At 41.2% G+C, this 23,540-nt stretch carries 21 protein-coding genes and 1 tRNA gene; 11 read left to right on the top strand and 11 right to left on the bottom strand.

All coding sequences use genetic code 11. From position 1 onward, the window contains the following. The first annotated feature begins 144 nt into the window (after window positions 1-144). From CDG62_RS14850 to CDG62_RS14810, 8 genes are all read left to right on the top strand, one after another. Window positions 145-1,590: a coniferyl aldehyde dehydrogenase gene (locus CDG62_RS14850; protein ID WP_087527725.1), complete on the top strand. Its 1,446-nt coding sequence runs from the start codon at window positions 145-147 to the stop codon at window positions 1,588-1,590. Between the two features lie 113 nt (window positions 1,591-1,703). After that, window positions 1,704-3,422 carry a GMC oxidoreductase gene (locus tag CDG62_RS14845; RefSeq protein WP_087527726.1) on the top strand — a complete coding sequence of 573 codons (1,719 nt, stop codon included), beginning with the start codon at window positions 1,704-1,706 and terminating at the stop codon, window positions 3,420-3,422. A gap of 475 nt (window positions 3,423-3,897) precedes the next feature. Further along, window positions 3,898-4,332, top strand: coding sequence for an arsenate reductase (glutaredoxin) (gene arsC / locus CDG62_RS14835; RefSeq protein WP_087527727.1), 435 nt, complete (start codon window positions 3,898-3,900; stop codon window positions 4,330-4,332). Between the two features lie 57 nt (window positions 4,333-4,389). Next, window positions 4,390-4,710, top strand: coding sequence for a metalloregulator ArsR/SmtB family transcription factor (locus CDG62_RS14830; RefSeq protein ID WP_087527728.1), 321 nt, complete (start codon window positions 4,390-4,392; stop codon window positions 4,708-4,710). 6 nt (window positions 4,711-4,716) lie between these two features. Further along, a complete protein-coding gene (locus tag CDG62_RS14825) occupies window positions 4,717-5,190 on the top strand; it encodes an arsenate reductase ArsC (RefSeq protein WP_087527729.1) in 474 nt (157 codons plus the stop codon). Between the two features lie 7 nt (window positions 5,191-5,197). Beyond that, window positions 5,198-6,241 (top strand): ACR3 family arsenite efflux transporter, encoded by a 1,044-nt coding sequence (arsB, locus tag CDG62_RS14820; RefSeq protein ID WP_087527730.1) that lies wholly within the window; start codon window positions 5,198-5,200, stop codon window positions 6,239-6,241. Between the two features lie 5 nt (window positions 6,242-6,246). Continuing rightward, window positions 6,247-6,951, top strand: coding sequence for an arsenical resistance protein ArsH (arsH, locus tag CDG62_RS14815; protein ID WP_087527731.1), 705 nt, complete (start codon window positions 6,247-6,249; stop codon window positions 6,949-6,951). A gap of 82 nt (window positions 6,952-7,033) precedes the next feature. Continuing rightward, window positions 7,034-8,101 (top strand): ArsO family NAD(P)H-dependent flavin-containing monooxygenase, encoded by a 1,068-nt coding sequence (locus CDG62_RS14810; RefSeq protein WP_087527732.1) that lies wholly within the window; start codon window positions 7,034-7,036, stop codon window positions 8,099-8,101. 266 nt (window positions 8,102-8,367) lie between these two features. Here CDG62_RS14810 and CDG62_RS14805 read toward each other — a convergent pair whose 3' ends face one another. Genes CDG62_RS14805 through fahA form a run of 3 tightly spaced genes read right to left on the bottom strand, consistent with a single transcriptional unit; the run spans window position 8,368 to window position 10,908 of the window. Beyond that, window positions 8,368-8,943 carry a VOC family protein gene (locus CDG62_RS14805; protein WP_087527733.1) on the bottom strand — a complete coding sequence of 192 codons (576 nt, stop codon included), beginning with the start codon at window positions 8,941-8,943 and terminating at the stop codon, window positions 8,368-8,370. Between the two features lie 21 nt (window positions 8,944-8,964). Next, entirely contained in the window at window positions 8,965-9,603 is a 639-nt protein-coding gene (gene maiA / locus CDG62_RS14800; protein ID WP_087527734.1) for a maleylacetoacetate isomerase, read from the bottom strand. Between the two features lie 21 nt (window positions 9,604-9,624). Then, window positions 9,625-10,908 (bottom strand): fumarylacetoacetase, encoded by a 1,284-nt coding sequence (gene fahA, locus CDG62_RS14795; protein WP_087527735.1) that lies wholly within the window; start codon window positions 10,906-10,908, stop codon window positions 9,625-9,627. 185 nt (window positions 10,909-11,093) lie between these two features. Between fahA and CDG62_RS14790 the strand changes: the two genes are divergently transcribed. Beyond that, window positions 11,094-11,915: an IclR family transcriptional regulator gene (locus CDG62_RS14790; protein WP_087527736.1), complete on the top strand. Its 822-nt coding sequence runs from the start codon at window positions 11,094-11,096 to the stop codon at window positions 11,913-11,915. A gap of 254 nt (window positions 11,916-12,169) precedes the next feature. On the opposite strand, the gene CDG62_RS14785 is transcribed toward CDG62_RS14790, so the two are convergent. The 5 genes from CDG62_RS14785 to CDG62_RS14765 all read right to left on the bottom strand — a co-directional run bounded on the left by CDG62_RS14785 (window position 12,170) and on the right by CDG62_RS14765 (window position 18,234). Then, window positions 12,170-13,396, bottom strand: coding sequence for an aromatic amino acid transaminase (locus tag CDG62_RS14785; RefSeq protein ID WP_087527737.1), 1,227 nt, complete (start codon window positions 13,394-13,396; stop codon window positions 12,170-12,172). Between the two features lie 29 nt (window positions 13,397-13,425). Then, window positions 13,426-14,826 (bottom strand): amino acid permease, encoded by a 1,401-nt coding sequence (locus CDG62_RS14780; RefSeq protein ID WP_087527738.1) that lies wholly within the window; start codon window positions 14,824-14,826, stop codon window positions 13,426-13,428. A 166-nt stretch (window positions 14,827-14,992) separates the two neighbouring features. After that, a complete protein-coding gene (hppD, locus tag CDG62_RS14775; protein WP_087527739.1) occupies window positions 14,993-16,054 on the bottom strand; it encodes a 4-hydroxyphenylpyruvate dioxygenase in 1,062 nt (353 codons plus the stop codon). 672 nt (window positions 16,055-16,726) lie between these two features. Beyond that, window positions 16,727-16,802, bottom strand: a tRNA-Arg gene (locus CDG62_RS14770). A 79-nt stretch (window positions 16,803-16,881) separates the two neighbouring features. Continuing rightward, window positions 16,882-18,234: an amino acid permease gene (locus CDG62_RS14765; RefSeq protein WP_087527740.1), complete on the bottom strand. Its 1,353-nt coding sequence runs from the start codon at window positions 18,232-18,234 to the stop codon at window positions 16,882-16,884. A gap of 342 nt (window positions 18,235-18,576) precedes the next feature. Between CDG62_RS14765 and prpF the strand changes: the two genes are divergently transcribed. After that, entirely contained in the window at window positions 18,577-19,767 is a 1,191-nt protein-coding gene (gene prpF / locus CDG62_RS14760; RefSeq protein ID WP_087527741.1) for a 2-methylaconitate cis-trans isomerase PrpF, read from the top strand. A 316-nt stretch (window positions 19,768-20,083) separates the two neighbouring features. Then, the gene (locus CDG62_RS14755) at window positions 20,084-20,995 is read left to right on the top strand and encodes a polyprenyl synthetase family protein (RefSeq protein WP_087527768.1); all 912 of its coding nucleotides are present in this window, start codon (window positions 20,084-20,086) and stop codon (window positions 20,993-20,995) included. Window positions 20,996-21,133: 138 nt separating this feature from the next. Here CDG62_RS14755 and CDG62_RS14750 read toward each other — a convergent pair whose 3' ends face one another. From CDG62_RS14750 to CDG62_RS14740, 3 genes are all read right to left on the bottom strand, one after another. Beyond that, window positions 21,134-21,991 carry an SPFH domain-containing protein gene (locus CDG62_RS14750; RefSeq protein WP_087527742.1) on the bottom strand — a complete coding sequence of 286 codons (858 nt, stop codon included), beginning with the start codon at window positions 21,989-21,991 and terminating at the stop codon, window positions 21,134-21,136. A gap of 14 nt (window positions 21,992-22,005) precedes the next feature. Continuing rightward, window positions 22,006-22,479: an NfeD family protein gene (locus CDG62_RS14745; protein WP_087527743.1), complete on the bottom strand. Its 474-nt coding sequence runs from the start codon at window positions 22,477-22,479 to the stop codon at window positions 22,006-22,008. Between the two features lie 97 nt (window positions 22,480-22,576). Further along, window positions 22,577-23,494, bottom strand: coding sequence for a patatin-like phospholipase family protein (locus CDG62_RS14740; RefSeq protein ID WP_087527744.1), 918 nt, complete (start codon window positions 23,492-23,494; stop codon window positions 22,577-22,579). Window positions 23,495-23,540: the final 46 nt, after the last annotated feature.

Genomic DNA, 23,540 nt, shown 5'->3' with positions numbered 1-23,540 from the left:
CCATGTTGTCCTAAAAGATCAATTTAGTGTCCTAAAAAGTCAAGCATAATTCAAGCCATTTGTTAAAGTAGGATAAGAGATTATCTCAACCAACATAGAAAAGAAGTATTAAATCACCATTTTTAGCCGTGAAAGGAAAAGCATATGCAACTTACGGTTCAGCCTCAAATCGAGCAAACAGTGATAGAACAGACATTACATGATTGTTTTCAATTACAGCGTAAAAGCTTTCATCAACAAGACATTGAAACGATTGCACAACGTAAGCAACATTTACTGAATTTAAAAGCGCTGATTAACAATCACCGTGAAGCAATTATTGAAGCCCTGAATCGTGATTATGGCAATCGTTCACGCCATGAAACCTTACTGGCAGAAATTATTACGGTCACAGATGATATTAACAGCAGCATCAAACACTTAAAACAGTGGACTAAGGTACAAAAGCGTCATGTCGATCATAGCTTGTATTTTGGTGCGAAGAACCGTGTAATTCCTCAGCCACTCGGGGTGATTGGCATTATTGTGCCATGGAACTTCCCCATCAATTTGATGTTTTCACAGTTGTCGGCCGTGTTTGCTGCGGGAAATACCGCTATGGTTAAAATGTCTGAAAATTCAAGACATTTGGCTGAATTGCTGATTGAGTTAAGTCCCAAATACTTTAAAGCGGAAAAATTACAGATTTTTGATGAGACTGGGGAGGTGGGCATCGCATTTTCAAAACTGCCGTTTGATCACCTGATGTTTACAGGCTCTGGTGCAACGGGTCGAAAAGTCATGGCCGCGGCAGCGCAGAACTTAACCCCTGTGACTCTGGAGCTAGGCGGAAAATCTCCTGCTGTGATAGACCCTGAGTATCCAATGGACAAAGCCGTAGAACGGATTATGTTTGTGAAGCAATTCAATGCTGGGCAAATCTGTACCAATGTCGATTATCTCTTTGTGCATGAGTCGAAGTTACAAGCGTTTATTCAAGCGGCATCAGTGTGGGTGCAGGAACATGTGCCTGATATTCATAGCACAGATTATACTTCTGTAATTGATGAGCGTGCATTTCAGCGCTTAGTAAATAGCTTGGCAGATGCTGAAGCCAAAGGGGCAAGTTTGATCAATTTAAATCAGCAAGAGCCTGATGCGGCGACACGGAAATTTCCACTGACTTTAGTGTTGAATAGTAATGATGAGATGGAAATTGATACGCGTGAAACCTTTGGCCCGATCTTGATGGTCAAAACCTACCAAAAGCCTGAAGATGTGGTTGATTATATTGTTCAGCGTGATCGTCCATTGGCCTTTTATCCATTTAGCAATAACAAAAGCTTAGTTGAATTTTATATCAGCCGAGTTATGTCTGGTGGGGTTTCGGTCAATGATGCCTTATTTCATGTTGGGCAGCATGACTTACCCTTTGGTGGGGTCGGTCCCAGTGGCATGGGGCACTATCACGGTTATGAAGGCTTTTTGACTTTTTCTAAAATGCGCCCTGTATTTTATCAGGCGGGTTTTTCGAGTTTGAAGTTTCTCGCGCCACCGTATGGGAAATTTGCCAATTGGTTGCTGAATTTATTGATTAGGATGAAGTCATAAGTGCTTAAAATTTAAAACCTCAAAATCACCTTTCACTTCAAGATGGATATTTTGAAGAGAGGGGGTTGGTGTATTTAAAAATGAAAAATAAAACTATTAAAGGAGTTAATAGAATGAATAATAAAGATTTTGATTATGATCAAATTGTGATTGGCTCAGGGTTTGGTGGATCGGTCAGTGCTTTACGCTTAAGTGAAAAAGGCTATACAGTCCTAATTTTGGAGAAGGGTTTACGTCGTGAAGACAAGGATTTTCCCACCACCAATTTAGACACAAAAAACTATTTGTGGCGGCCTGAACTGGGATTCAGAGGCACAATGCAATTTACCTTCACCAGTAAAACCACCATTTTGCATGGAGTAGGCGTTGGTGGGGGCTCACAAATTTATGCCAATGTGCACTTAATTCCACCTGATGAGGTTTTTGAGTCCGAGGCATGGACGAAAATTCGTAAAGATTGGAAAGACACCTTAAAGCCTTTTTACGGTCTCGCTCAGCGTATGTTAGGTACGGCGAATAATAGCTATACCAATATTGCAGACGACACGTTAAAAGAAGTAGCAAGTGACATTGGATATGCAAACTCCTTTAAAACGGTCAACACAGGGGTATTTTTTTCGCAAGCAGTTGGTCAAGAAGGTAAATTAGCAAAAGATCCATATTTCAATGGAGATGGACCAGAACGTAACTCTTGTATTTATTGTGGTGCTTGTATGTTGGGGTGCCGCAGCAATGCAAAAAATACTTTGATGAAAAATTACTTGTATTTTGCTGAGCGTAATGGCGTTGAAATTCGTCCAAGTTGCGAAGTGGTGAAAATCACACCACTGAATGAAGATGGCAGTGCAGGTTACGAAGTGATAGTCAAAGAAACTATCGGGAAACAAGTTCGTCAGTATAGTTTGCGCAGTCGTGGGGTGGTGTTATCTGCAGGGGTGATGGGTACTGTGCCGATGCTATTAAAAATGCGGGATCAGCATAAAACTTTACCTAATATTTCTTCTTTGCTGGGGCAGGAAGTTCGGACGAATTCGGAAACCCTGACTACAGTGAACAATACGGGTAAAAAACTGGATGATGGTGTGGCAATCAGCTCCTTTATTTCGGTTGACGAAGATACCAATATTGAAGTCACGCGTTTTCCTGAAGGTGCAGATGCTTCATGGATTTATATTCCATATGTGCCTATGGTGACTGGTCAGGGCTTTATGCGCTTTATGAAGTTTGTGTTCAATACACTGTTGCATCCCTTAAAAACCTTTAAAGTACTGCGTTATAAGGGGAAAGCCAAAGATTCGATCATTTTATTGGTAATGCAAAAATCTGAAGCATTTATTCATTTTGAGTGGCGTAGAAAGTGGTATCGCCTATTCAAAAATAGTATCACTGCCGTGCAAAAAGAAGGAGACACGCCACTTACGGTGTCATTTCCTGCGGCTGAGGAAGCCACTAAACTGATTGCACAAAAATTGGGTGGAGAGCCAGGTTCTGCACTCACCGAAATTTTACTGGGAACGCCAACGACAGCGCATATTATGAGTGGTGTCCCGATGGGCAATGACGCGTCGAATGGCGTTGTAGACTTTACGGGTCAAGTCTTTGGTTATCAAAATTTACGTGTATTAGATGGTTCGATTGTGCCAGGTAATCTAGGCGTGAACCCATCTTTAACCATCACGGCATTGTCTGAATTTGCGATGAGCCAAATTCCAGTGTTTTCTGAAGAAAAAGCCTCAAAGATTAAGCGTATTCAGTTTAGTCAGCCTTTGGGTGGGCAGGTATCTGACTTGATGGGTAGTGGAGATTTAGCCAGTGCGTTAATTAATACTTAAAAGGGTAGATATGGTTTGGGCTAGTGAGAGTGCTTAATACGGTAAATTATACAGACGAAGCAATGCAATATTTAGATCATTATCCTTTCGACACTGTTTTACAAGGTTAAATAATAGTGTTGATTTGATGGGTTATGATTCATTAATTTTTAAGGTAAGAGGGTGATAAGTTCTCTTACTTTTTTATCGATCAATGGTTTTGGTTATTTTGGATTCTATCTATAAACTGAAAAGCTATAGTTTATTTTTTCTTTTTATAAAATATGACAAGTAAAATCAAAATAATAACTAAGATCAACGTAATCATAACTGTTTCCATAGCTTGACCTCTAAATCTTGGACATATTTAACTTTAACATGCTCATTAGATCACGATATATCCTGAAAGTATCTTTAAATACACTTACATATGAAATTGCATATATATACATATTCATATATAAGTGTATTTAAAGATGCCATTGAGTTTGAGCAAATGACAGCTACTCCACAAATTAAGATTTACCACAATCCAGATTGTGGTACATCACGCAATACATTGGCGTTAATTCGTAATGCCAATATTGAACCAGAAATCATTGAATATCTTGTAAATCCTCCATCTAAAAGTCAGCTCACTCAGCTGATTGCGGATGCGGGTTTAACAGTGAGAGAGGCAATTCGTAAGAATGTTGCCCCTTATTGTGATTTAGAGCTGGACCGCGAGGATTGGACGGATGAGCAACTGCTTCACTTTATGCTTCAATATCCAATTTTGATTAATCGTCCATTTGTAGCCACTGAGTTCGGCACGCGATTATGTCGTCCGTCAGAATTGATTTTAGAAATTTTGCCACTTCCGCAAAAGGGTGCTTTCTCTAAAGAAGACGGTGAGCGTGTACTGGATGAAAATGGGCAGCGATTGAAATAAAAATTTCATGGATATACTTGAGTATTGATATATCCATATGGTCGAGTGAGTAAAAATATGGATCAAATCAATTTCTTTAAATGTTTGGCTGATGAAACGCGATTCAATATCGTCATGTTGGTTGTGGTTAATCATGAGCTGTGTGTCTGTGATTTGACTGAAAAACTAAAACTTAGTCAGCCTAAGATATCGCGGCACTTAGCTTTACTGCGTTCTTCTGGTCTTTTGCAAGATCGACGTCAGGGGCAATGGGTTTATTACAGTCTCAATCCCAATTTACCGACTTGGTGCACAGACGTTTTAAATACCCTCAAAAATGCCGATTTACAGCCAATACTTGCCCCATCATTTCAGCAAATCAATAGTTGTTGCGAGTAGAACAATATGAAATTCCTTTTTTTGTGCACTGGAAATAGTTGCCGTAGCATCCTGTCAGAAGTTCTTTTTAACAACGGTGCACCTGAAGGGTGGAAAGCATACAGTGCGGGCAGTAAGCCATCAGGGCAAGTACATCCATTGACCATAGAAACTTTAGAAAATCTAGGTCTTTCAACAGATGGTTTGTGGAGCAAAACCATTGATGACTGTGAACAATACCAACCAGATGTGGTCGTTACAGTTTGTGATTCAGCAGCTCAGGAAGCTTGCCCACTTTATTTAGATGGTGCAATCAAAGCACATTGGGGTTTAGTAGATCCTTCGCATCTAGATTTATCGAAAGAAGAAAAACTCAAAGCATTCCAAGTTACCGTTGATCATATCAACCGTCGCTTAGATGCATTATTGGCTCTGGATACAGCGCATATGTCTCATCTTGAATTGATTGCTGCAATCAATCACATCTCAGATATTGAATGAGAATATCATGGCTCAACAAAGACTGTCATTTTTAGATCGTAACCTCACGCTATGGATTTTCATTGCGATGGGATTGGGAATAGCGATCGGTGTGTTCTTTCCGCAAGCCTCAGTGGCTTTGGATAAAATGAGTGTGGATTCCGTCAATATTCCAATTGCGATTGGTTTGATTCTGATGATGTATCCGCCATTAGCCAAAGTGGATTACGCAGCTTTACCACAGGTATTCAATGATAAGAAAACACTGACGTTATCCTTAGTGCAAAACTGGCTCATCGCACCTGTTCTGATGTTTGCATTAGCCATTATTTTTCTACATAGCTATCCAGAGTATATGACTGGCTTAATCCTGATAGGACTGGCTCGTTGTATTGCGATGGTCTTGGTGTGGAATGGTTTGGCCTGTGGGGATAACCAATATGTTGCTGCATTGGTGGCTTTTAACAGTATCTTCCAGATTTTATTTTTCAGTACCTATGCTTGGTTGTTCCTGACTTTCCTACCACCCTATTTCGGTATTGCAGGACAAGTGATCAACGTTGATTTCTGGACGATTACTCATGCGGTACTGGTGTATTTAGGAATTCCATTTTTACTTGGCTTTATGACCCGATTTATTTTGGTTCGTACTAAAGGTTTGGCTTGGTATCTAGATACCTTTTTACCCAAGATTAGTCCGCTGAGTTTACTGGCTTTATTGTTCACGATTGTGGCGATGTTTAGCCTTAAAGGAAACGATGTAGTGAGCTTACCGATGGATGTCTTGCGTATCGCCATTCCATTGACGATTTACTTTATTGTGATGTTTTTCATTAGCTTCTTTATGAGCAAATGGATGGGGAATGACTATCCTAAAACCACAGCAATTTCCTTTACTGCTGCGGGAAATAACTTTGAACTGGCTTTAGCTGTCGCGATTGCGACTTTTGGTTTAGCTTCACCCGTGGCGTTTACTACTGTAATTGGCCCACTGGTTGAAGTCCCAGTATTGATTGCTTTGGTGAGCGTGTCTTTGTGGCTTAGAAAAAAGTTTTTTAAAGCAGAGGTGTAATTTATATGACTCTCCCAAATGTAGATATGAATCTGCTCGATCAACCGACTTTAGAAAAAGTACAGGTCAAAGCGCTAGATCACTCACCACGTATTTTGCTGCTCTATGGCTCTAACCGTGAGCGTTCATACAGCCGATTGGCGGTGATGGAAGCTGGTCGTATCTTGGAGCAGTTTGGTGCTGAAGTAAAAATCTTTCATCCTAAAGGGCTACCTTTACCTGAAGATGCAGATATGGAACATCCAAAGGTAAAAGAACTACATGAGCTTTTGGCATGGTCGGAAGGCATGGTGTGGTGTTCACCTGAACGTCATGGCTCCATGAGTTCAATTTTTAAATCGCAAATTGACTGGATTCCTTTAGCAGGGGGTGCGATTCGAGCAACACAAGGCAAGACTTTGGCCTTGATGCAGGTGAGTGGCGGTTCGCAGTCTTTTAATAGTGTCAATCAAATGCGTATTTTAGGCCGCTGGATGCGTATGATCACCATTCCAAACCAGTCCTCTATTCCTAAAGCTTTTTTAGAGTTTGAAGAAGATGGACGGATGAAACCTTCATCCTTCTATGATCGAATTGTTGATGTCATGGAAGAGTTGTATAAATTCACTCTGCTGACGCGTGGGCAGAGTCAGTACCTCACCAATCGTTATTCAGAACGAAAAGAGTCAGCGGAAGAATTGTCTAAGCGTGTTAATCAGCGCAGCTTATAAATTTTAGATGATCAAAGCCCAGTCTTTTGAGTAGACTGGGCGTTAAATTCTGATTATGACAATAAAGAATAGGAGCAATACTTTGGCTCAATTACAAACGGAAGTCGATGTAGTTATTATTGGTGGTGGTCAGGCAGCCCTTGCTTCAGCGTATTTCCTCAAACGTAAGAAAATTCCATTTGTTATTTTGGACGACCAAGTTCAGGCGGGTGGTGCATGGCTGCATGCTTGGCAGTCACTACGTCTTTTTTCTCCTAATACTTGGAGTTCGTTGTCGGGTTGGATGATGCCTACAACTGAGCAAACTTACCCAACGCGAAAAGAAGTGATTGACTACTTATCTGCATACGAGCAACGCTATCAATTTCCGATCATTCGTCCTGTACATGTGGATCATATTGAACAAAAAGATGGCTATTTAGATGTGTATGCAGGTGATCAATATTGGCGAGCAAAAGCGGTGGTCAGTGCTACTGGAACATGGAGTCAACCTTATATTCCACATTATGAAGGGCATGAGCGATTTGAAGGGATACAAATACATTCAGCTCATTACTTAAATCCAGAGCCTTTTATCAATAAAAAAGTGATCGTGGTTGGGGGCGGTAACTCTGGGGCACAAATTTTTGCCGAAGTCTCAAAATTTGCAGATACCACTTGGGTCACAGTAACACCACCTCAATTTTTATCGGATGATGTTGATGGGCGTGTTTTATTTCTTCGGGCAACTGAACGTTTAAAAGCCCAACAGGAAAGTCGTGTGATTGATCAACCCGTTGGTGGTCTGGGTGATATTGTCATGATTGACAGTGTCAAAGAGGCGAGAACACGAGGGGTATTACACAGTCGAGAGCCTTTTGTAGCATTTGCTAAGCATTCAGTTGTTTGGGCTGATGGTTCAACTCAAGCGGTAGATGCTGTGATTTGGTGTACAGGATTTAACCCTGCACTTAATCATTTAAGAGGTCTTGGTGTGGTAGAGCTTGATCAGACGGTTGCTGTGAATGATGGACGCTCAATAAAAGTAAATAACCTTTGGTTGGTTGGCTATGGGGAATGGACTGGCATGGCATCCGCAACACTTATTGGGGTTTCTAGAACAGCAAGAGCTGCTGCTGATGAAATTTCGGCCTATTTAACTGATGTTTAAACCTATAAGTTTAAAGGTATGCATATACAGGTTTCATGCATGAACAATTTGATTTAGATGAGGATGGAGATAGGATTCGCCGTGAAGTAAAAGGACAGTGATTATTGATGACTGGCGGTAGAATTAAGATACTTTTAGTGTCTAATTAACATAAGAATAGCTGTCTATTTCAATCAGAAAAAGCAGCCGAAGCTGCTTTGAGTTTTTAAAAAGTATCGTTGAAGTTGCCTCTAAGACATTCACTATCAGCACAACTTTCGCCAGACTTAAGCGTCTACTTTGGCGGTACGAGAGTTATGGCTTAATTCATCTGCATGTAGGAAATGCGTATGCTGCGGCGCGCGTTTGGTTTTGCTCCATTCTTCCAGCATGTCATATTTCATTTGTTCAGTAATCATGGCAATTTTTTGTGGCGCTTTTTCATCGTCATAGGCCAGTTCCAAACGATGGCCATTTGGATCAAAGAAATAAATTGAGTGGAAAATACCATGATTGGTAATGCCCAAGACCTCTATACCATTGGCTTCTAGGTGTTCTTTAGCATCAATCAGTGCCTCACGGTCTTTGACTTTAAGTGCAATGTGTTGCACCCATTTTGGAGTATTTTCATCGCGGCCCATTTCAGGCTGGGTTGGCAGTTCAAAGAAAGCCAGAACATTGCCGTTACCTGCATCTAGGAAGAGGTGCATATAGGGATCAAAGGCTTTGGTTGAAGGGACATGGTCTTCAGCAAAGGCGAGAATGAAATCCATGTTTAGATTTTTTTTGTACCATTCCACGGTTTCTTTAGCATCTTTACAACGGTAGGCCACATGATGGATTTTTTCAATTTGAATGGTCATTTTTATATCCTTATAAAAAACTTAGGTAGCTTCAGGTTGCATTTCAGGTGCAGCGTGTTGAAAGGCTTCTAAAGTGTTGCAATGGGCGTAGATCGAACAAATTTTTGGATAGTCCGATAAATCAAAATCAAAACGTAGCGCGTTATAAACCTGTGGAATTAGGCAGCAATCTGCGAGGGTCGGCTGATTGCCAAAACAGAATTTGCCATTTGGCTGTTCCAGTTGTGCTTCAAGGGCTTTAAAACCCGTTAAAACCCAGTGTTTATACCAAGCTGTTTTCTGCGCATCACTTATTTCCAATGTACCTGTTAGGTACTGAAGTACCCGTAGGTTGTTAAGTGGATGGATGTCGCAGGCAATACTTAAACTAAATGCACGGATCAAAGCACGCTGCTGCAAGTCTTGAGGGAGCAGGGCTGTGTCTGGGAATTTTTCTTCCAAATATTCAAGAATGCTTAGCGATTGAGTCAGAACAAAGTCTTGCTCTGCCCATGTGGGCACGAGCCCACTCGCATTGATCTCACGATAGCTTTCACTATGTTGTTCACCGCCATTATTGACTAAGTGCACAGGTACATGTTCAGCAGTCAGACCTTTTAAATTCAAGGCAATACGAACTCGGTAAGCCGCAGAACTACGAAAATAGGTATACAATTTCATCGGCAAGATCCTAGGCTGCAATTATTGGCTAAAACCAAAATCTACTGCTGGCAGAATTTTGCCGCTGACTTCACCAAAGCCAATCCGTAAATCATCTTTTTCGCAGTAGCCTTTCATAATGACGGTATCGCCGTCTTGGATAAAGTTACGCTGTTCACCATTTGATAGCATTAAAGGTTTGGTGGCATTCCATGTGATTTCGAGCAATGAACCATAAGCATCTGGGGTTGGTCCTGAAATGGTCCCTGAACCCATCAAATCACCGACCTGCAAGTTACAGCCCGCAATCGTATGATGAGTTAACTGCTGAGCCATGGACCAGTACATATATTTAAAGTTGGTTGTGCAGATTACATCGCTCTGGTTGTTATTTTCGGGCTGAATTTCAACCGAAAGATGAATGTCATAACTATTGCTGCTGTTGTCTTCACGCAGATAAGCCAAAGGTTTCGGCTCTTGTTCAGGTGAACTGGTTTTAAATGGCTCAAGTGCTTCCAGCGTCACAATCCAAGGTGAAATAGACGACGCAAAAGTTTTGGCGTTAAACGGGCCAAGTGGTACATATTCCCATTGTTGCAAGTCACGTGCAGACCAGTCATTAAATAGCACCATACCGAAAATATGATCCCAAGCGTTTTCAATTGGAACAGGTTGACCCAGCTGACTTGACTTGCCTACGATAAATCCAGTTTCCAGTTCAAAGTCGAGTTTACGACAAGCAGAAAATACAGGGCGTTCTGAATCTGGCAGTTTGATTTGTCCTGATGGGCGGACAATGTCTGTACCACTCACAATGACCGAACTGGCACGACCGTTATAACCAACTGGGAGTTCTGACCAGTTGGGCAGCAGCGCATTTTTCGGGTCACGGAACATGCAACCGACATTGGTGGCATGTTCTTTAGATGAATAGAAATCGGTATAGCCTGGGATGTGTACAGGCATATGCATTTTGACGTCTGATTGTTTGAAGAAAACCTGATCACGTAGAGCCTGATTGTCACGAAGTTCAGGATTATCTGCAGACAACAAAGCTTGTAATTCTGCGCGGACCTTAGACCAATTGGTTTGACCTGATTCAATAAACATATTCAGTGTCGGTTGATTAAAGACCAGTTTGCCATCTGCCAATTTGCAATAACCATGTGCTTCCAGTACCGCTAGATCAACTACCCATTCTCCCAGTGCTACACCTGCACGAGGCAGGGAATTTTGTTTTTCACTAAAAATGCCATAAGGCAGATTTTCTAGCGGGAAATCTGAATGTGCAGCAATTTCAATAAATGACTTCAAGCGTTTGCTCATGGATATTGATCCTTTCCGTGGAAAATTTAAGTTATAGATAGAATCATACGTATATTTTTAAATTACGCAATAAATAATTTATTTATGAATAATGTAAATTGTTGAGCTATACTACTCTGAATGAGAGAGTCAGCTTTAAATGGCTCACATTTTTGATTTAAGTAGTACAATTCACTAATGGAGTTATGACAACTAATGCAGCTATGCAGGGTAAAGCGATGAGTGTTGAGGAAGAAAAAATACAGGGAGGGGTTCAGTCTCTGGAAGTTGGATTAACTGTATTAGATGCATTAACCGCACATAATGCACCGATGATGTTAAAAGAGCTGTCTGAAGTTTTATCCATGCATCCGGCCAAAGTACACCGTTATGTGGTGAGCTTGATTCGTAAAGGTTATGCTCAGCAATTAACGGATGGGCGTTATAGCTTAGGTGAGCGTGCACATGCTTTTGGGGTGAATGCACTCAAACGAACAGATATGTTGGAATTAAGCCAGCGTTATATTCAAGATATTCAGCAACATCTGAATTGCAGTATTCATGTCAGTAAATGGTTCGCCGATGGCGCGGTCGTGGTTCAGTCTCTAGAATCCAATCATGTCTTTAATATTATTACCCGAGTCGGTTCACGCATGCCACTGCTGAAATCTGCTACAGGGCGCTTGCATGCCTGCTTCCAACCTGAGCACATCATCAAGCCATTATTGGAAAAAGAATGGGAAAGTAGCGTTAAACCAGAGCAGTATCCTGCAAATTGGGAAGATTTTTTAGAGCTGAAAGCGAAAATCCTGAGCCAAGGCTATGCTTCAGTCACAGGAGATATGATGGCAGGGATCAATGCGATTAGTATTCCAGTCTTTAATTTCACACAGCAACTGGATCATGTCATTACTTGTATTGGCACAGAAGATCAGTTACCCGAAGGACAAATGCAGCAAGCAATTGATTATGTACTTGGCGTACAGCGTCAGATTGATGCTTTATTTCGTCCAGCTGCTGCCATATAAAAGCGTCGATGATACTGAAAAGATGAAATAAGTTTTAAATCCACCAGAGGGTGGATTTTTTATGGGATGCGGCCGTGCTAGACAGTATCAATATTTCATTTTCTGATACCTTGTCTAAAGGAAAAGGGGAAATTAGGAACTAGATAGCTAAGCTGAAACCTGTAGACGTAGGTTGCTTTGATTCAAATTCTGAAAAATAACGATAAAAAGGCTTCTAACCCTAGAGTGAGAAGCCTAAGTGAACATGATATATTTTAAGCAAGCACAGACTCAGCGGAACTTGCAGCTTTAAGCACAGTTGCCATCGACTCGGCCACATAATCAATATTGTTTAAATTCAGGCCAGCAGTACACATACGGCCACTGCGGACTAAATAGATACCATAATCTTGTTTCAGCAAATCGACCTGTTCTGCACTTAAGCCCGTATAACTAAACATGCCTTGTTGCTGGGTGAGATAGCTAAAGTCCATATCTGGTAGTGCTTGACTAAGTTTGTCTTCAAGTAAGCGACGCATTAGTAAAATACGCTGACGCATTTCTTCTAATTCAGACTGCCATAGTTGAGACAACGCTGTGTCATTTAATACCTGACTCACCAATAACGCACCGTTAACTGCTGGGCTAGAATAAATGCGGCGGACTGTCGCTTTAAGCTGACCCAATACATTTTGGGCAATGTTTGCGTCATCGCAGACAATGCTCAAGCTACCTACGCGTTCGCCATATAAGGAAAAGATCTTGGAAAAAGAATGGCTGACAATAAAGTTCATACCAGACCGATCTAGCGCGTGTATCGCATAAGCATCTTGTTCCAAGCCTTGACCAAAACCTTGATAGGCCATGTCCAAGAAAGGAATCAAGTCATTTGCTTTTAGAACCTCAATCACTTGATCCCATTCATGAGGTGCTAAATCTGCACCTGTTGGGTTATGACAGCAAGGATGTAGTAGTACGATACTTTGAGCAGGCAGTTGCTTTAGGGTATCTAGCATCGCAGTTAGATTTACGGCATGGGTGTCCGCATCGTAATAAGGGTAGAAATGGGGTTGAACACCAGCGCCATTAAAGATTGCAATATGGTTTTCCCATGTCGGCTGACTGACCCAGATCTCAGACTTCGGGAAATATTTGTTTAAGAAGTCTGCGCCTACTTTGAGTGCACCAGAACCACCCAAAGTCTGAATGGTGACGACACGCCCTTGCTGACGGGCAGCGCTAGTCTGACCGAAAATGAGTTCTTGCGCAGCTAGATTAAAGCTCTTGAGCCCATCCATAGGCAAATAGACTCGGACTTTGTCATAGTCAGGAATTAAATGTGTATAGGCTTTTTGAACCGACTGTAGCTGCGGCACGATATTATCTTCATTATAATAAAGTCCGATACTGAGATTGACCTTATTCTGGCGTGCATCTTTGCTGAATTCCTCCATCAGAGAAAGAATCGGGTCACCTGCATAGGCATCAATATGTTGAAACATGAATACATCCTAATATGATAAATACGATATTACGCTTCTGGTAAGGAAGTGATTTTACTTTTTTCAAGTAACGCAACATGATCTTCTTTCTTCCGTTTAAAGAGATAAGCCGTCAGTAAAATCGCGATCCAGATTGGAATCATGAGAACTGCGATTTGCATATCTGGGCTACGACTCATAATAAGTAGAATACTCGCCATGAAGGCAATACATAAATAATTGGTAAATGGATAGGCCACACTTGGAAAATGGGTTTTTACCTGCATACGGTTCATGGCTTTTTTAAACTTTAAATGTGTATAAGAAATCACAACCCAGTTAATCACAATAGCCGCTACGACCAGCATCATGAGTAGGTTAAATGCTTTTTCAGGAAATAAATAGTTAATCAGAACACATATTAAAGTAAAGAAAGCTGAAACCATAATGGCATTTACAGGAATACCACGCGGATTAATTTTGCTTAAAAATTTTGGGGCATTGCCTTGTTGTGCCAGACCAAGCAGCATGCGGCTGGTACAGTAATTGGTGCTGTTATAGACAGAAACTGCCGCAGTCAAAACCACAAAATTCAAAACAGCGGCCACGGTTTGGCTGCCCAAAGAGTCGAAAATCAATACAAAAGGACTGCCACCTTGAGCCATCATATTCCATGGATAAAGTGACAAAATCACGACTAGACTTAAGATATAAAACAACAAGACACGGTAAACAATTTGATTGACGGCTTTTGGGAGAGTTTTTTGCGGATTATCGGTCTCTGCTGCTGCAATACCCACCAGTTCAATTCCACCGAAAGCAAACATAATCATGGCCATAGCCATCACTAAACCTGTAATACCATTGGGGAAGAAGCCACCGAGCTGCCATAAATTTTGTAAGCTAGACTGGCTATGACCACTACCGCTGGCCAGCAAGTAACTACCAAAAGCAATCATGGCAATAATGGCCACGACTTTAATGATGGCTAACCAAAACTCCATTTCACCAAATAATTTTACGTGTAATAGATTAATGACATTAATGAAAATAAAGAAACCCAAAGCAGAAACCCAAGTTGGAATATCAGGCCACCAGTAATGGATATAGAGACCGACAGCACTGAGTTCAGCCATACACACTAAAATATTCAGTACCCAATAATTCCAGCCAGACATAAAGCCCGCAAATTTGCCCCAGTATTTATAAGCAAAATGACTAAAAGAACCACTCACGGGTTCATGTACAATCATTTCACCAAGCTGGCGCATCATGAGAAAGGCAATAAGACCTGCGATGGCATAGCCTAAAATAACAGAAGGTCCTGCAAGTTTGATGGTTTGTGAAATACCAAGGAATAGACCCGTGCCGATGGAACCACCGAGGGCGATGAGTTGAATATGACGATTACTTAAACCTTTTTTCAGGTTTCCTTGTTCAATATGCTGCATTTTTATTCTTCATCCATGTGAGATAAAGCCTTGAACCATGATGATGTGCGTACTTATTTTTATATTGTCATCGAAGCAGGCTTTAATTTTGCGAGTATAATTTTTGCGCAAAAGTTAAATTTCCCTGTACATAAACCTATATGTACAGGGAAATTCTAGAAGTCATTTAAGCTTTAGATACATCTAAAACGCCACGTTTAATTTGATCGCGTTCAATCGACTCAAATAGTGCTTTAAAGTTGCCTTCACCAAAACCGTCGTCATCTTTACGTTGAATAAATTCAAAGAAGACAGGGCCTAGCATATTTTGGGAGAAAATTTGCAAGAGGAGACGTTTATTGTTGTCTTTAGTATTGCCATCCAGCAAGATGCCCCGTTTTTGTAGTTCATCAGCAGGTTCACCGTGGTTAGGCAAACGCTCATCTAGCATTTCATAGTAGGTATTGGGTGGAGGTGTCATGAACTTGGCACCTAAAGCTTTTAATTTGTCCCAAGTGCTGATTAGATCATCACAAATGAAGGCAATATGCTGAATGCCTTCACCGTTAAACTCATTCAGGAATTCGGCAATCTGACCATTTCCTTTATCCGAATCTTCATTGAGCGGAATACGGATTTTGCCATCTGGTGCTGTGAGTGCCTTGGAGGTTAGGCCAGTATATTCACCTTTAATATCGAAGTAGCGAATTTCTTGGAAGTTGAAAATCTTTTCATAGAAATCAGCCCAATACTGCATACGTCCTTTATACACATTATGGGTCAAATGGTCGATTTCATATAAACCTGTACCGACAGGATGTGAGGGCACATCATCAAAGAAGATGAAGTCATTTTGGTAAATGTCACAATCGACAAGGAAAATAGGAGAGCCGCCAATCCCTTTAATTGCTGGGATATTCAGCTCCATTGGGCCAACTTGGTTGTAAATTGGTTCTGCACCAATTTCTATTGCCTTTTTAAATGCCTTTGCCGCGTTCTTTGTGCGAAAACCCATTGCGCAGGCAGAAGGGCCATGTTCTTTATAGAAATAGGCTGCATACGATTCAGGCTGATAATTTAGAATGATATTAATTTTGCCCTGACGCCATAAATACGCATTTTTAGACTTATGCTTTGCCACTTTGCTAAACCCAATGGTTTCAAACACCGCATCTAGTTGACCATCTTCAGAAACAAATTCAATAAATTCGAATCCACACAGTTCTAATGGGTTGGCTAATTCATTCATACAACGTCCTCATTTCTTTTTTAAGCAATCCTATTGCTTATCTTTTTACGATTCCTTTCAGAGCCAACGGACTGGTCGCTACAATTCTAGAGAGACAAATCCGTTTGTCTGAAATAGCCACCTGTTCAGCAGCATTCTTAATGTTGAGTGAACAAGTGCAGAAGTTTTAATTCATCATACTTGATCTGAATTATTATTCAATACGTAATTTAATTACGTAATAAATAAAATTGGTAAATGATTGACCTATAAATTAAATTAATATTATTCATAAAAATATTTTTTAAAATAGGGGCGCTTTGTTATACCAAGATTTCAGTATGAAATCTGTGCTATAGGACTAAAATAGAAGGGAAAAATTGGGTATGAAATTTGGCTCATTTAGTGCATCTATTGAGAATAGCTATTTGAAAATGAAAAAGCCAAACAACTGATTTGAGAACGAAAATTAATTGTAAAATATCAAGAACAGTTGAACTTACTAAAACCTGATTTGAAAACACATATGTAGGTTTCTCAACGAATAGGCTTCTCCACACTGCATTTTTTCATCAGCGTGAGCCATTATTGAGTCAGCGTCCGAGTTTGAGTATAGGATTAGTATCTGGGCGAGAGGAGTCGAATTATTAGTGTTTATGATTAGGCTTAGAGAGGATGAAAATAGCCATAAAATGGTGCGCTCTGCGGGACTCGAACCCACGTCGGTCGCTTAGGAGGCAACTGCTCTATCCAGTTAAGCTAAGAGCGCAAAAGTGCGATTAATGTAGCTGATTTTAATCAAAAAAAATAGTTATTGCCGAAACAATAACTATTTAAAAATGAATATTTTATGCTTTTCTATACAGAATTTTGTATAGAACGAACATTAATACAATCCAGATTGGAATCATAATCACAGCACCGCTTAAACCTTGTGTCCACATGATGTAAAGCACTACAGCAATAAATCCAAGCACAAGGTAGTTACTGAAAGGCGACCAAAGTGCAGGAAATAATGGCTTTTTCGCTTCGCTTTTCATGGTCTTCATAAATTGAAGATGAGTTAAGCTGATCATGGCCCAGTTCAATACCAAAGCACCAACAACAATATAAATTAAGTTGCTGAGAGCATCTTCTGGCGCAAAATAATTCAACAGTACACAACCGAAAATAAGCAATGCAGAGAACAGGACTGCTGGAATTGGTACACCTTGCTTATTGGTTTTACTGAATATTTTAGGTGCATTGCCTTGCTGTGCTAAACCAAACAGCATACGGCTGTTCGCATACATACCACTGTTATATACAGAAAGTGCTGCAGTCAAGATAATAAAATTCAGTAAATGTGCAGCCCAACCAATACCTAATTGGCTGAAAATCATGACAAATGGGCTCTTATCTAAGCCGCCTAGTTGCAACTCATTCCAAGGTACAAGCGATAATAAAATGGTCAATGAACCCACATAGAAAATGAGGATACGGAATACCACTTGGTTGATCGCTTTAGGAATTGATTTTTGTGGATTATCAGCTTCTGCTGCAGCCATACCAATCAATTCAATACCGCCAAAGGCAAACATGAGGAAGGCAAGCATATAGAATAAACCTTCAACGCCATGTGGGAAGAAACCATCATGTGACCAAAGGTTACTGAATGAAGCTGTAGAATCTGCGCCTGCTGTGGCCAAAAGATAAAGACCAAATACAATCATGGCGACGACGGCCGTGACTTTGATGATAGCTAGCCAGAACTCTGATTCACCATAAAACTTCACATTACCTAAATTGATTAATGTAATGATCACAAAGAAGGTGAGAACAGATGCCCACGCAGGAATGTGGGGCCACCAGTAGTTGATATACTTCGCAACAGCGGTCAGCTCGGTCATGGCCACTAGAACATATAGAATCCAGTAGTTCCAGCCTGCAAGAAAACCTGCAAATTTGCCCCAGTATTTGTTTGCAAAATGACTAAAAGAACCAGCTACAGGTTCTTCGACGATCATTTCCCCGAGTTGACGCATGATTAGAAATGCAATTAAACCGCCAATTGCATAACCCAAAATAATAGATGGGCCAGCAGATTCAATCACATGTGCGGAACCTAAAAATAAGCCAGTACCAATTGCGCCGCCCATGGCAATCAATTGAATATGACGGTTCTTTAAGCCACGCTGAAGTTGAGACGACTCTTTATTCAAGTTATTTCAGCCCGACAATGGTTAAGTGTTTCCGATTGTAATAGATCGTGAAGAAATCGCATAGTAGCTCAAAATTCATGAAAAAAAGTTATTATTCATATGAAAAATAATGTGTAATAAAATGTAAATAAAAAACATATGAATCAATATATTAATTTTATTTAAATTAAAAAATCGGGAATTTTATTTGGAAACTGGACGTTCACAAATGGTTTTTTTTTATACTTACTTAGACTAAAGTCCTGTACGTTACGCATGGATATTGAAAAAAGGTATTATGAACCAAAGTTAAATCAGCATGCTTGACTTAACACAATGATAAATATGAAGGATTCAATAAAAATGAGTTTTGCACCGCAAATCAAAATTCCAGCAACCTATATGCGTGGAGGGACCAGTAAGGGTGTATTCTTTAAATTAGGTGACCTCCCAGAAGCCGCGCAACAGGCTGGGCGTGTTCGAGATCAATTATTGCTCCGCGTAATTGGCAGCCCCGATCCTTATGCAAAGCAGATTGATGGTATGGGTGGTGCAACGTCGAGTACCAGTAAAACGGTGATTTTAGCGAAGAGCCAACAGCCTGAACATGATGTCGACTATTTATTTGGGCAGGTATCGATTGATCGGCCGTTTGTCGACTGGAGTGGGAACTGCGGTAACTTAACCGCTGCGGTGGGTTCATTTGCGATTTCAAATGGTTTGGTCGATGCTGAACGTATTCCAGAAAATGGCATCTGTACAGTTCGCATTTGGCAGGTGAATATTCAAAAAACCATTATTGCACATGTACCTATTACGCACGGACAAGTTCAAGAAACAGGTGATTTCGAACTTGATGGTGTGACGTTCCCTGCTGCAGAAGTGCAAATTGAATTTTTAGATCCGGCCGATGATGGTGAAGAAGGTGGTGCCATGTTCCCAACAGGGAATTTGGTCGACACTTTAGAGGTTCCTGAGGTTGGTCGTTTCCAAGCAACATTTATCAATGCAGGCATTCCGACCATTTTCTTAAATGCAGAAGACATTGGCTACACGGGGAGCGAATTACAAGACGCAATTAATGGCGATGCCAAAGCTTTAGCGCGTTTTGAAACCATTCGTGCCCATGGTGCAAAAAAGATGGGGCTGATTCAAGACATTTCTGAAGCTGCCAGTCGTCAGCACACGCCTAAAATTGCTTTTGTTTCTAAGCCAAAACAATATGTTTCATCGAGTGGTAAAACCATTACAGAGCAAGACACCGATTTATTGGTTCGTGCACTTTCTATGGGTAAACTCCATCATGCCATGATGGGGACAGCAGCTGTTGCCATTGGTACTGCAGCAGCGATACCAGGAACCTTGGTCAATTTGGCCGCGGGAGGTGGAGCACGTGAAGCCGTTCGTTTTGGTCATCCTTCAGGGACCTTACGTGTGGGTGCGCAGGCGATACAAGAAAATGGTCAGTGGGTAGTGAAAAAAGCGGTCATGAGTCGTAGTGCTCGCGTATTGATGGAAGGTTGGGTGCGTATTCCCGCTGAAAGTTTGGATTAACACGATGTAAAAGCCTCTCTTTGCAGAGGCTTTTTTATGTCAACTCTAGGTCTGCGATAATAAAGTCTAAAGATAACCAAGAGTATGAGCTGTGAATTTTAGAGCTTGATTGCTTGTGTAATGGCTACTTGAAATAGTAGAAAAGTCATTCCTATCATCTAGTCTGCAAAAATTAATAGAATACTGTGCCTTGTTTGTAGTTTCGGCATAGAGAAAGCGGGCAGAAAGCAGTATCATGCCAACAGATCATTTCAAATGATCGGCTCAGTCAAATTGAGCACCAGATTAATTTATCCTATTGTTATTCGAGGCGAATGTGTCAGCACTAACCGACGTATCAGCAAATGCACTCCAACAGGCTCAACAACGTATTCACGATGATTTATTGACGGCACTTGATGCTTTTTCAATTCCGGAACCGTTAAAGAGCGCCGTGCATCATGCGGTCATGTTAGGTGGCAAACGTGTACGTCCTGCACTGTGCTATGCCACGGCACATTTAAATCCAAACAATAATGTCGCTGCCGTGCGTCGCGCCGCTGTGGCTGTGGAACTGATTCATTGTTATTCCTTGGCACATGATGATTTGCCGTGTATGGACAATGATCTTTTGCGCCGTGGTCAGCCGACCTGCCATGTGGCTTATGGTGAAGATACAGCTTTGCTTGCGGGTGATATCTTGCAATCCATGGCATTTGAAATTTTAGGTAGCCGACTGTTTGATGCTGGCCCAGTGGTTGATCAGAGTATTGTACTGAAGCAGATGCAAATTTTAGCGACAGCAAGTTCTAAAATGGTGTGTGGCCAAGTCCTTGACCTACAAGCCGAAGGTAAACGTGTCGATCAGACTGCACTTGAAAATATCCATCGGAATAAAACGGGTGCATTGATTTCTGCTGCGGTCATGATGGCCGCGGTGACTGTATTTGACGGATGCGATCAAGCGATTCCAAAGTTACGCGAATATGCACAGGCAATTGGTTTGGCTTTTCAGGTGCAAGACGATATTTTAGATATCATTTCAAATACAGATGTACTGGGTAAAACAGCAGGGAAGGATGAGCAAGTTGAAAAATCGACTTATCCAGCCTTGATGGGGCTAGGCGCTGCACAAGAGTATGCCAAAACTTTGCATGATCAAGCCTTTGCTGCCCTGGCTTATTTCCCAACTGATGCGGCAGCAGAACTTAATCAGATTTCACAGTTTTTATTGGCTCGTCAAAGCTAAGTTTCAGTGTTTAGATTTAAAAAGAGGACATAGCGTGTCCTCTTTTTAATGTTTGTTCCTTAGAGGCTTAGGTTTTTTCTCAACCACAATAAAAAGACAGCTCGAAAGCTGCCCTCATTCAATCAAACCAAGCATCAGTTAGATGTCTTTACGTCCCATAACACCACGAATGGTACTTAAAATATCGGCTGGCAACACCACTGTTTTAGCATTGTTCGATTTAGACATGTCTTGCATTGCTTTGACATATTGTTCGCCCAACAAGTAAGCCACTGGAATTTCCTTGTCACCCACAGCCGAAGTGACCATTTCGATGGCGCGTTGAGAAGACTCAGCTAAGACCACTTGTGCTTCTGCGTCACGACGAGACGCCTCTAAACGACCATCTGCCTCTAAAATCGCTGCTTGTTTTTCACCATCCGCTTTGGTCACGGTCGCACGACGTTGGCGTTCAGCAGCCGCTTGAGCTTCCATCGCAGCTTGCATGGTTGAAGACGGTTGAATATCTTGAATTTCAACGGTTTTTAGAGTAATGCCCCAGTCGGAGATATCATCAGAAATGGCTGCCTTAAGTTTAGCCTTAATGTGATCACGAGACGATAGTGCATCATCAAGATCCATTTCACCAACGATTGAACGCAGTGAAGTTTGCACTAAGTTTTGAATGGCCCATGTATAGTTTTCAATCCCATAGACGGCATTCACAGGCGTGGTGATGTTGATATAGGCCACTGCATTCATCAGCAAAACAGCATTATCGCGGGTAATCACTTCTTGAGAGGGAATGTCCAATACAATGTCTTTGGTTGTAACTTTATAAGCCACTTCATCGACATAAGGAATAACAAAGTTTAGACCTGGGCTCAAAGTATTATGATATTTACCCAAACGTTGCACGATCCATTTATAACCTTGAGGTACAATGCGGACCCCTTTAAAGATGGTCACTGCGGCAAAAGCTAAAAGAGCTAAAACAATAATAAATCCACCAGACATGGTTTCACTCACTTTTATATATTTTCATGGGTTGAGAGGTGTGGTTTGACCATCAAGTCATTGCCAAGAATTTCAACGACACGAACACGGTCGCCAACATGGACTGTATCTAAAGTACGACAGTTCCATTCATCTGAACCAAGCACTGGGATGGGAAAACGAACACGAATGTGTTCACTCTCTGGCGTTGCTTGAATCACCATCCCAATTTGACCAATGGTTGCTTCGCGAGAAAGTCCAGCTTTGGTCTTATCTGTAGAAAGCGGTTTAATAAACTTAAACCAAAGTAAAGTGCATAGAATAGACAGAACAATCCACGTCACAAACTGCGTGGTAACGCCCATCATTGGGAACATCCAATACAGAATACCGACCATAATGGCCGCAATACCGAACCACAATGCAGCAAAAGCAGGCAGAATGAGCTCTGATAACATTAACAGAACGCCCAATACAAACCAGTGCCAAGGCTCAAAAGCAAATTCCATACATCTACTCATATATTCGTTATAGGGATATAGATGCAGAAGCATCTATATCAATTTAGCAGATGAATAAGTCTTTGAATATTAAAAATCAAATTTTTTAGAATTTGGCTTTAGGAGCAGGTTTAAAAGCAGCAGGAGTCTTTTTAAAATCGACAATAGCTTTTTCGATCGATTTAATTTTGAGTTGTGCGGCTTTTTCACCTTCTAAAATAGATTGATTGCTGGCTTTTAAGTCCAAAGTGCCCAAATGTCCGACTTTGGGCTGAATCACCACAGTCGCTTGGCTCAATTCCTCATTGATGCTTTGTTGCCCCATAATATTAATGGTCTGGTCGAGCAAACCCCACATATTGAGGGGTTTGTTGCCGACAGGGCGGGCTGAAATATCAACCGCAATTACAATATCCGCACCCATATCTTTGGCAGTTTTCACTGGAATTGGGCTGACAAGACCGCCATCAACATACTTGGTTCCGCCAATCACCGCAGGGACAAAAACATTCGGAATACTGCATGAAGCACGTACGGCTTGGCCCGCATTGCCTTTGATAAAGTCAGCTTTACGTCCAGTGTCGAGACGGGTTGCTACCGCTGCAAAGCGGATAGGGAACTGTTGAATCGGTTTATTGCCGACATGTTTGTTGACATAGTCTTGTAGCTTTTGACCTTGAACAAACCCCTGGGAGTTGAGGGTTAAGTCTCGAATGTCCGATTCTTTTAAGGTCAACGCAATTTGTTGAAGTTGGAATGGAGTTTTACCACTGGCATAGATACTACCTACAAAACTTCCCGCACTTGTTCCCGTGACAATTTTAGGTTTAATACCATGCGACTCTAAAACTTTAAGTACCCCAATATGTGCAAAACCCTTAGCACCGCCGCCGCCGAGTGCAATCGCAATCACAGGTTCGCGGGCTTGAATGGGAGTTGTTGGAGGTGTTTTCTTTGATGCAAGATCACATCCTGCCATAGTCAGTGTGAGTGTACCAATCAGAGATAAACGAGCAAAATTCATGGTCAAAAGTACTAAAACGTAAAACAAATAATGGTGCACATCTCAG

Origin of the sequence: Acinetobacter sp. WCHA55 (assembly GCF_002165305.2) — a bacterium.
In the GTDB taxonomy this organism is placed as follows: Bacteria; Pseudomonadota; Gammaproteobacteria; order Pseudomonadales; family Moraxellaceae; genus Acinetobacter.
Note: the sequence above shows the minus strand (reverse complement) of the source record. Positions and strands in the feature narration are given on the sequence as shown.

Bases quoted from the DNA above. Each gene is read 5' to 3' on its own strand.
- CDG62_RS14825 (WP_087527729.1), top strand. From the start codon at position 4,717: ATGAAATTCCTTTTTTTGTGCACTGGAAATAGTTGCCGTAGCATCCTG.
- fahA (WP_087527735.1), bottom strand. From the start codon at position 10,908: ATGAGCAAACGCTTGAAGTCATTTATTGAAATTGCTGCACATTCAGAT.
- CDG62_RS14740 (WP_087527744.1), bottom strand. From the start codon at position 23,494: ATGAATTTTGCTCGTTTATCTCTGATTGGTACACTCACACTGACTATG.
- prpF (WP_087527741.1), top strand. From the start codon at position 18,577: ATGAGTTTTGCACCGCAAATCAAAATTCCAGCAACCTATATGCGTGGA.
- CDG62_RS14850 (WP_087527725.1), top strand. From the start codon at position 145: ATGCAACTTACGGTTCAGCCTCAAATCGAGCAAACAGTGATAGAACAG.
- CDG62_RS14750 (WP_087527742.1), bottom strand. From the start codon at position 21,991: ATGTCTGGTGGATTTATTATTGTTTTAGCTCTTTTAGCTTTTGCCGCA.
- CDG62_RS14790 (WP_087527736.1), top strand. From the start codon at position 11,094: ATGACAACTAATGCAGCTATGCAGGGTAAAGCGATGAGTGTTGAGGAA.
- hppD (WP_087527739.1), bottom strand. From the start codon at position 16,054: ATGAATGAATTAGCCAACCCATTAGAACTGTGTGGATTCGAATTTATT.
- CDG62_RS14780 (WP_087527738.1), bottom strand. From the start codon at position 14,826: ATGCAGCATATTGAACAAGGAAACCTGAAAAAAGGTTTAAGTAATCGT.
- CDG62_RS14785 (WP_087527737.1), bottom strand. From the start codon at position 13,396: ATGTTTCAACATATTGATGCCTATGCAGGTGACCCGATTCTTTCTCTG.
- CDG62_RS14805 (WP_087527733.1), bottom strand. From the start codon at position 8,943: ATGACCATTCAAATTGAAAAAATCCATCATGTGGCCTACCGTTGTAAA.
- CDG62_RS14845 (WP_087527726.1), top strand. From the start codon at position 1,704: ATGAATAATAAAGATTTTGATTATGATCAAATTGTGATTGGCTCAGGG.
- arsH (WP_087527731.1), top strand. From the start codon at position 6,247: ATGACTCTCCCAAATGTAGATATGAATCTGCTCGATCAACCGACTTTA.
- arsB (WP_087527730.1), top strand. From the start codon at position 5,198: ATGGCTCAACAAAGACTGTCATTTTTAGATCGTAACCTCACGCTATGG.
- CDG62_RS14830 (WP_087527728.1), top strand. From the start codon at position 4,390: ATGGATCAAATCAATTTCTTTAAATGTTTGGCTGATGAAACGCGATTC.
- CDG62_RS14745 (WP_087527743.1), bottom strand. From the start codon at position 22,479: ATGGAATTTGCTTTTGAGCCTTGGCACTGGTTTGTATTGGGCGTTCTG.
- maiA (WP_087527734.1), bottom strand. From the start codon at position 9,603: ATGAAATTGTATACCTATTTTCGTAGTTCTGCGGCTTACCGAGTTCGT.
- arsC (WP_087527727.1), top strand. From the start codon at position 3,898: ATGACAGCTACTCCACAAATTAAGATTTACCACAATCCAGATTGTGGT.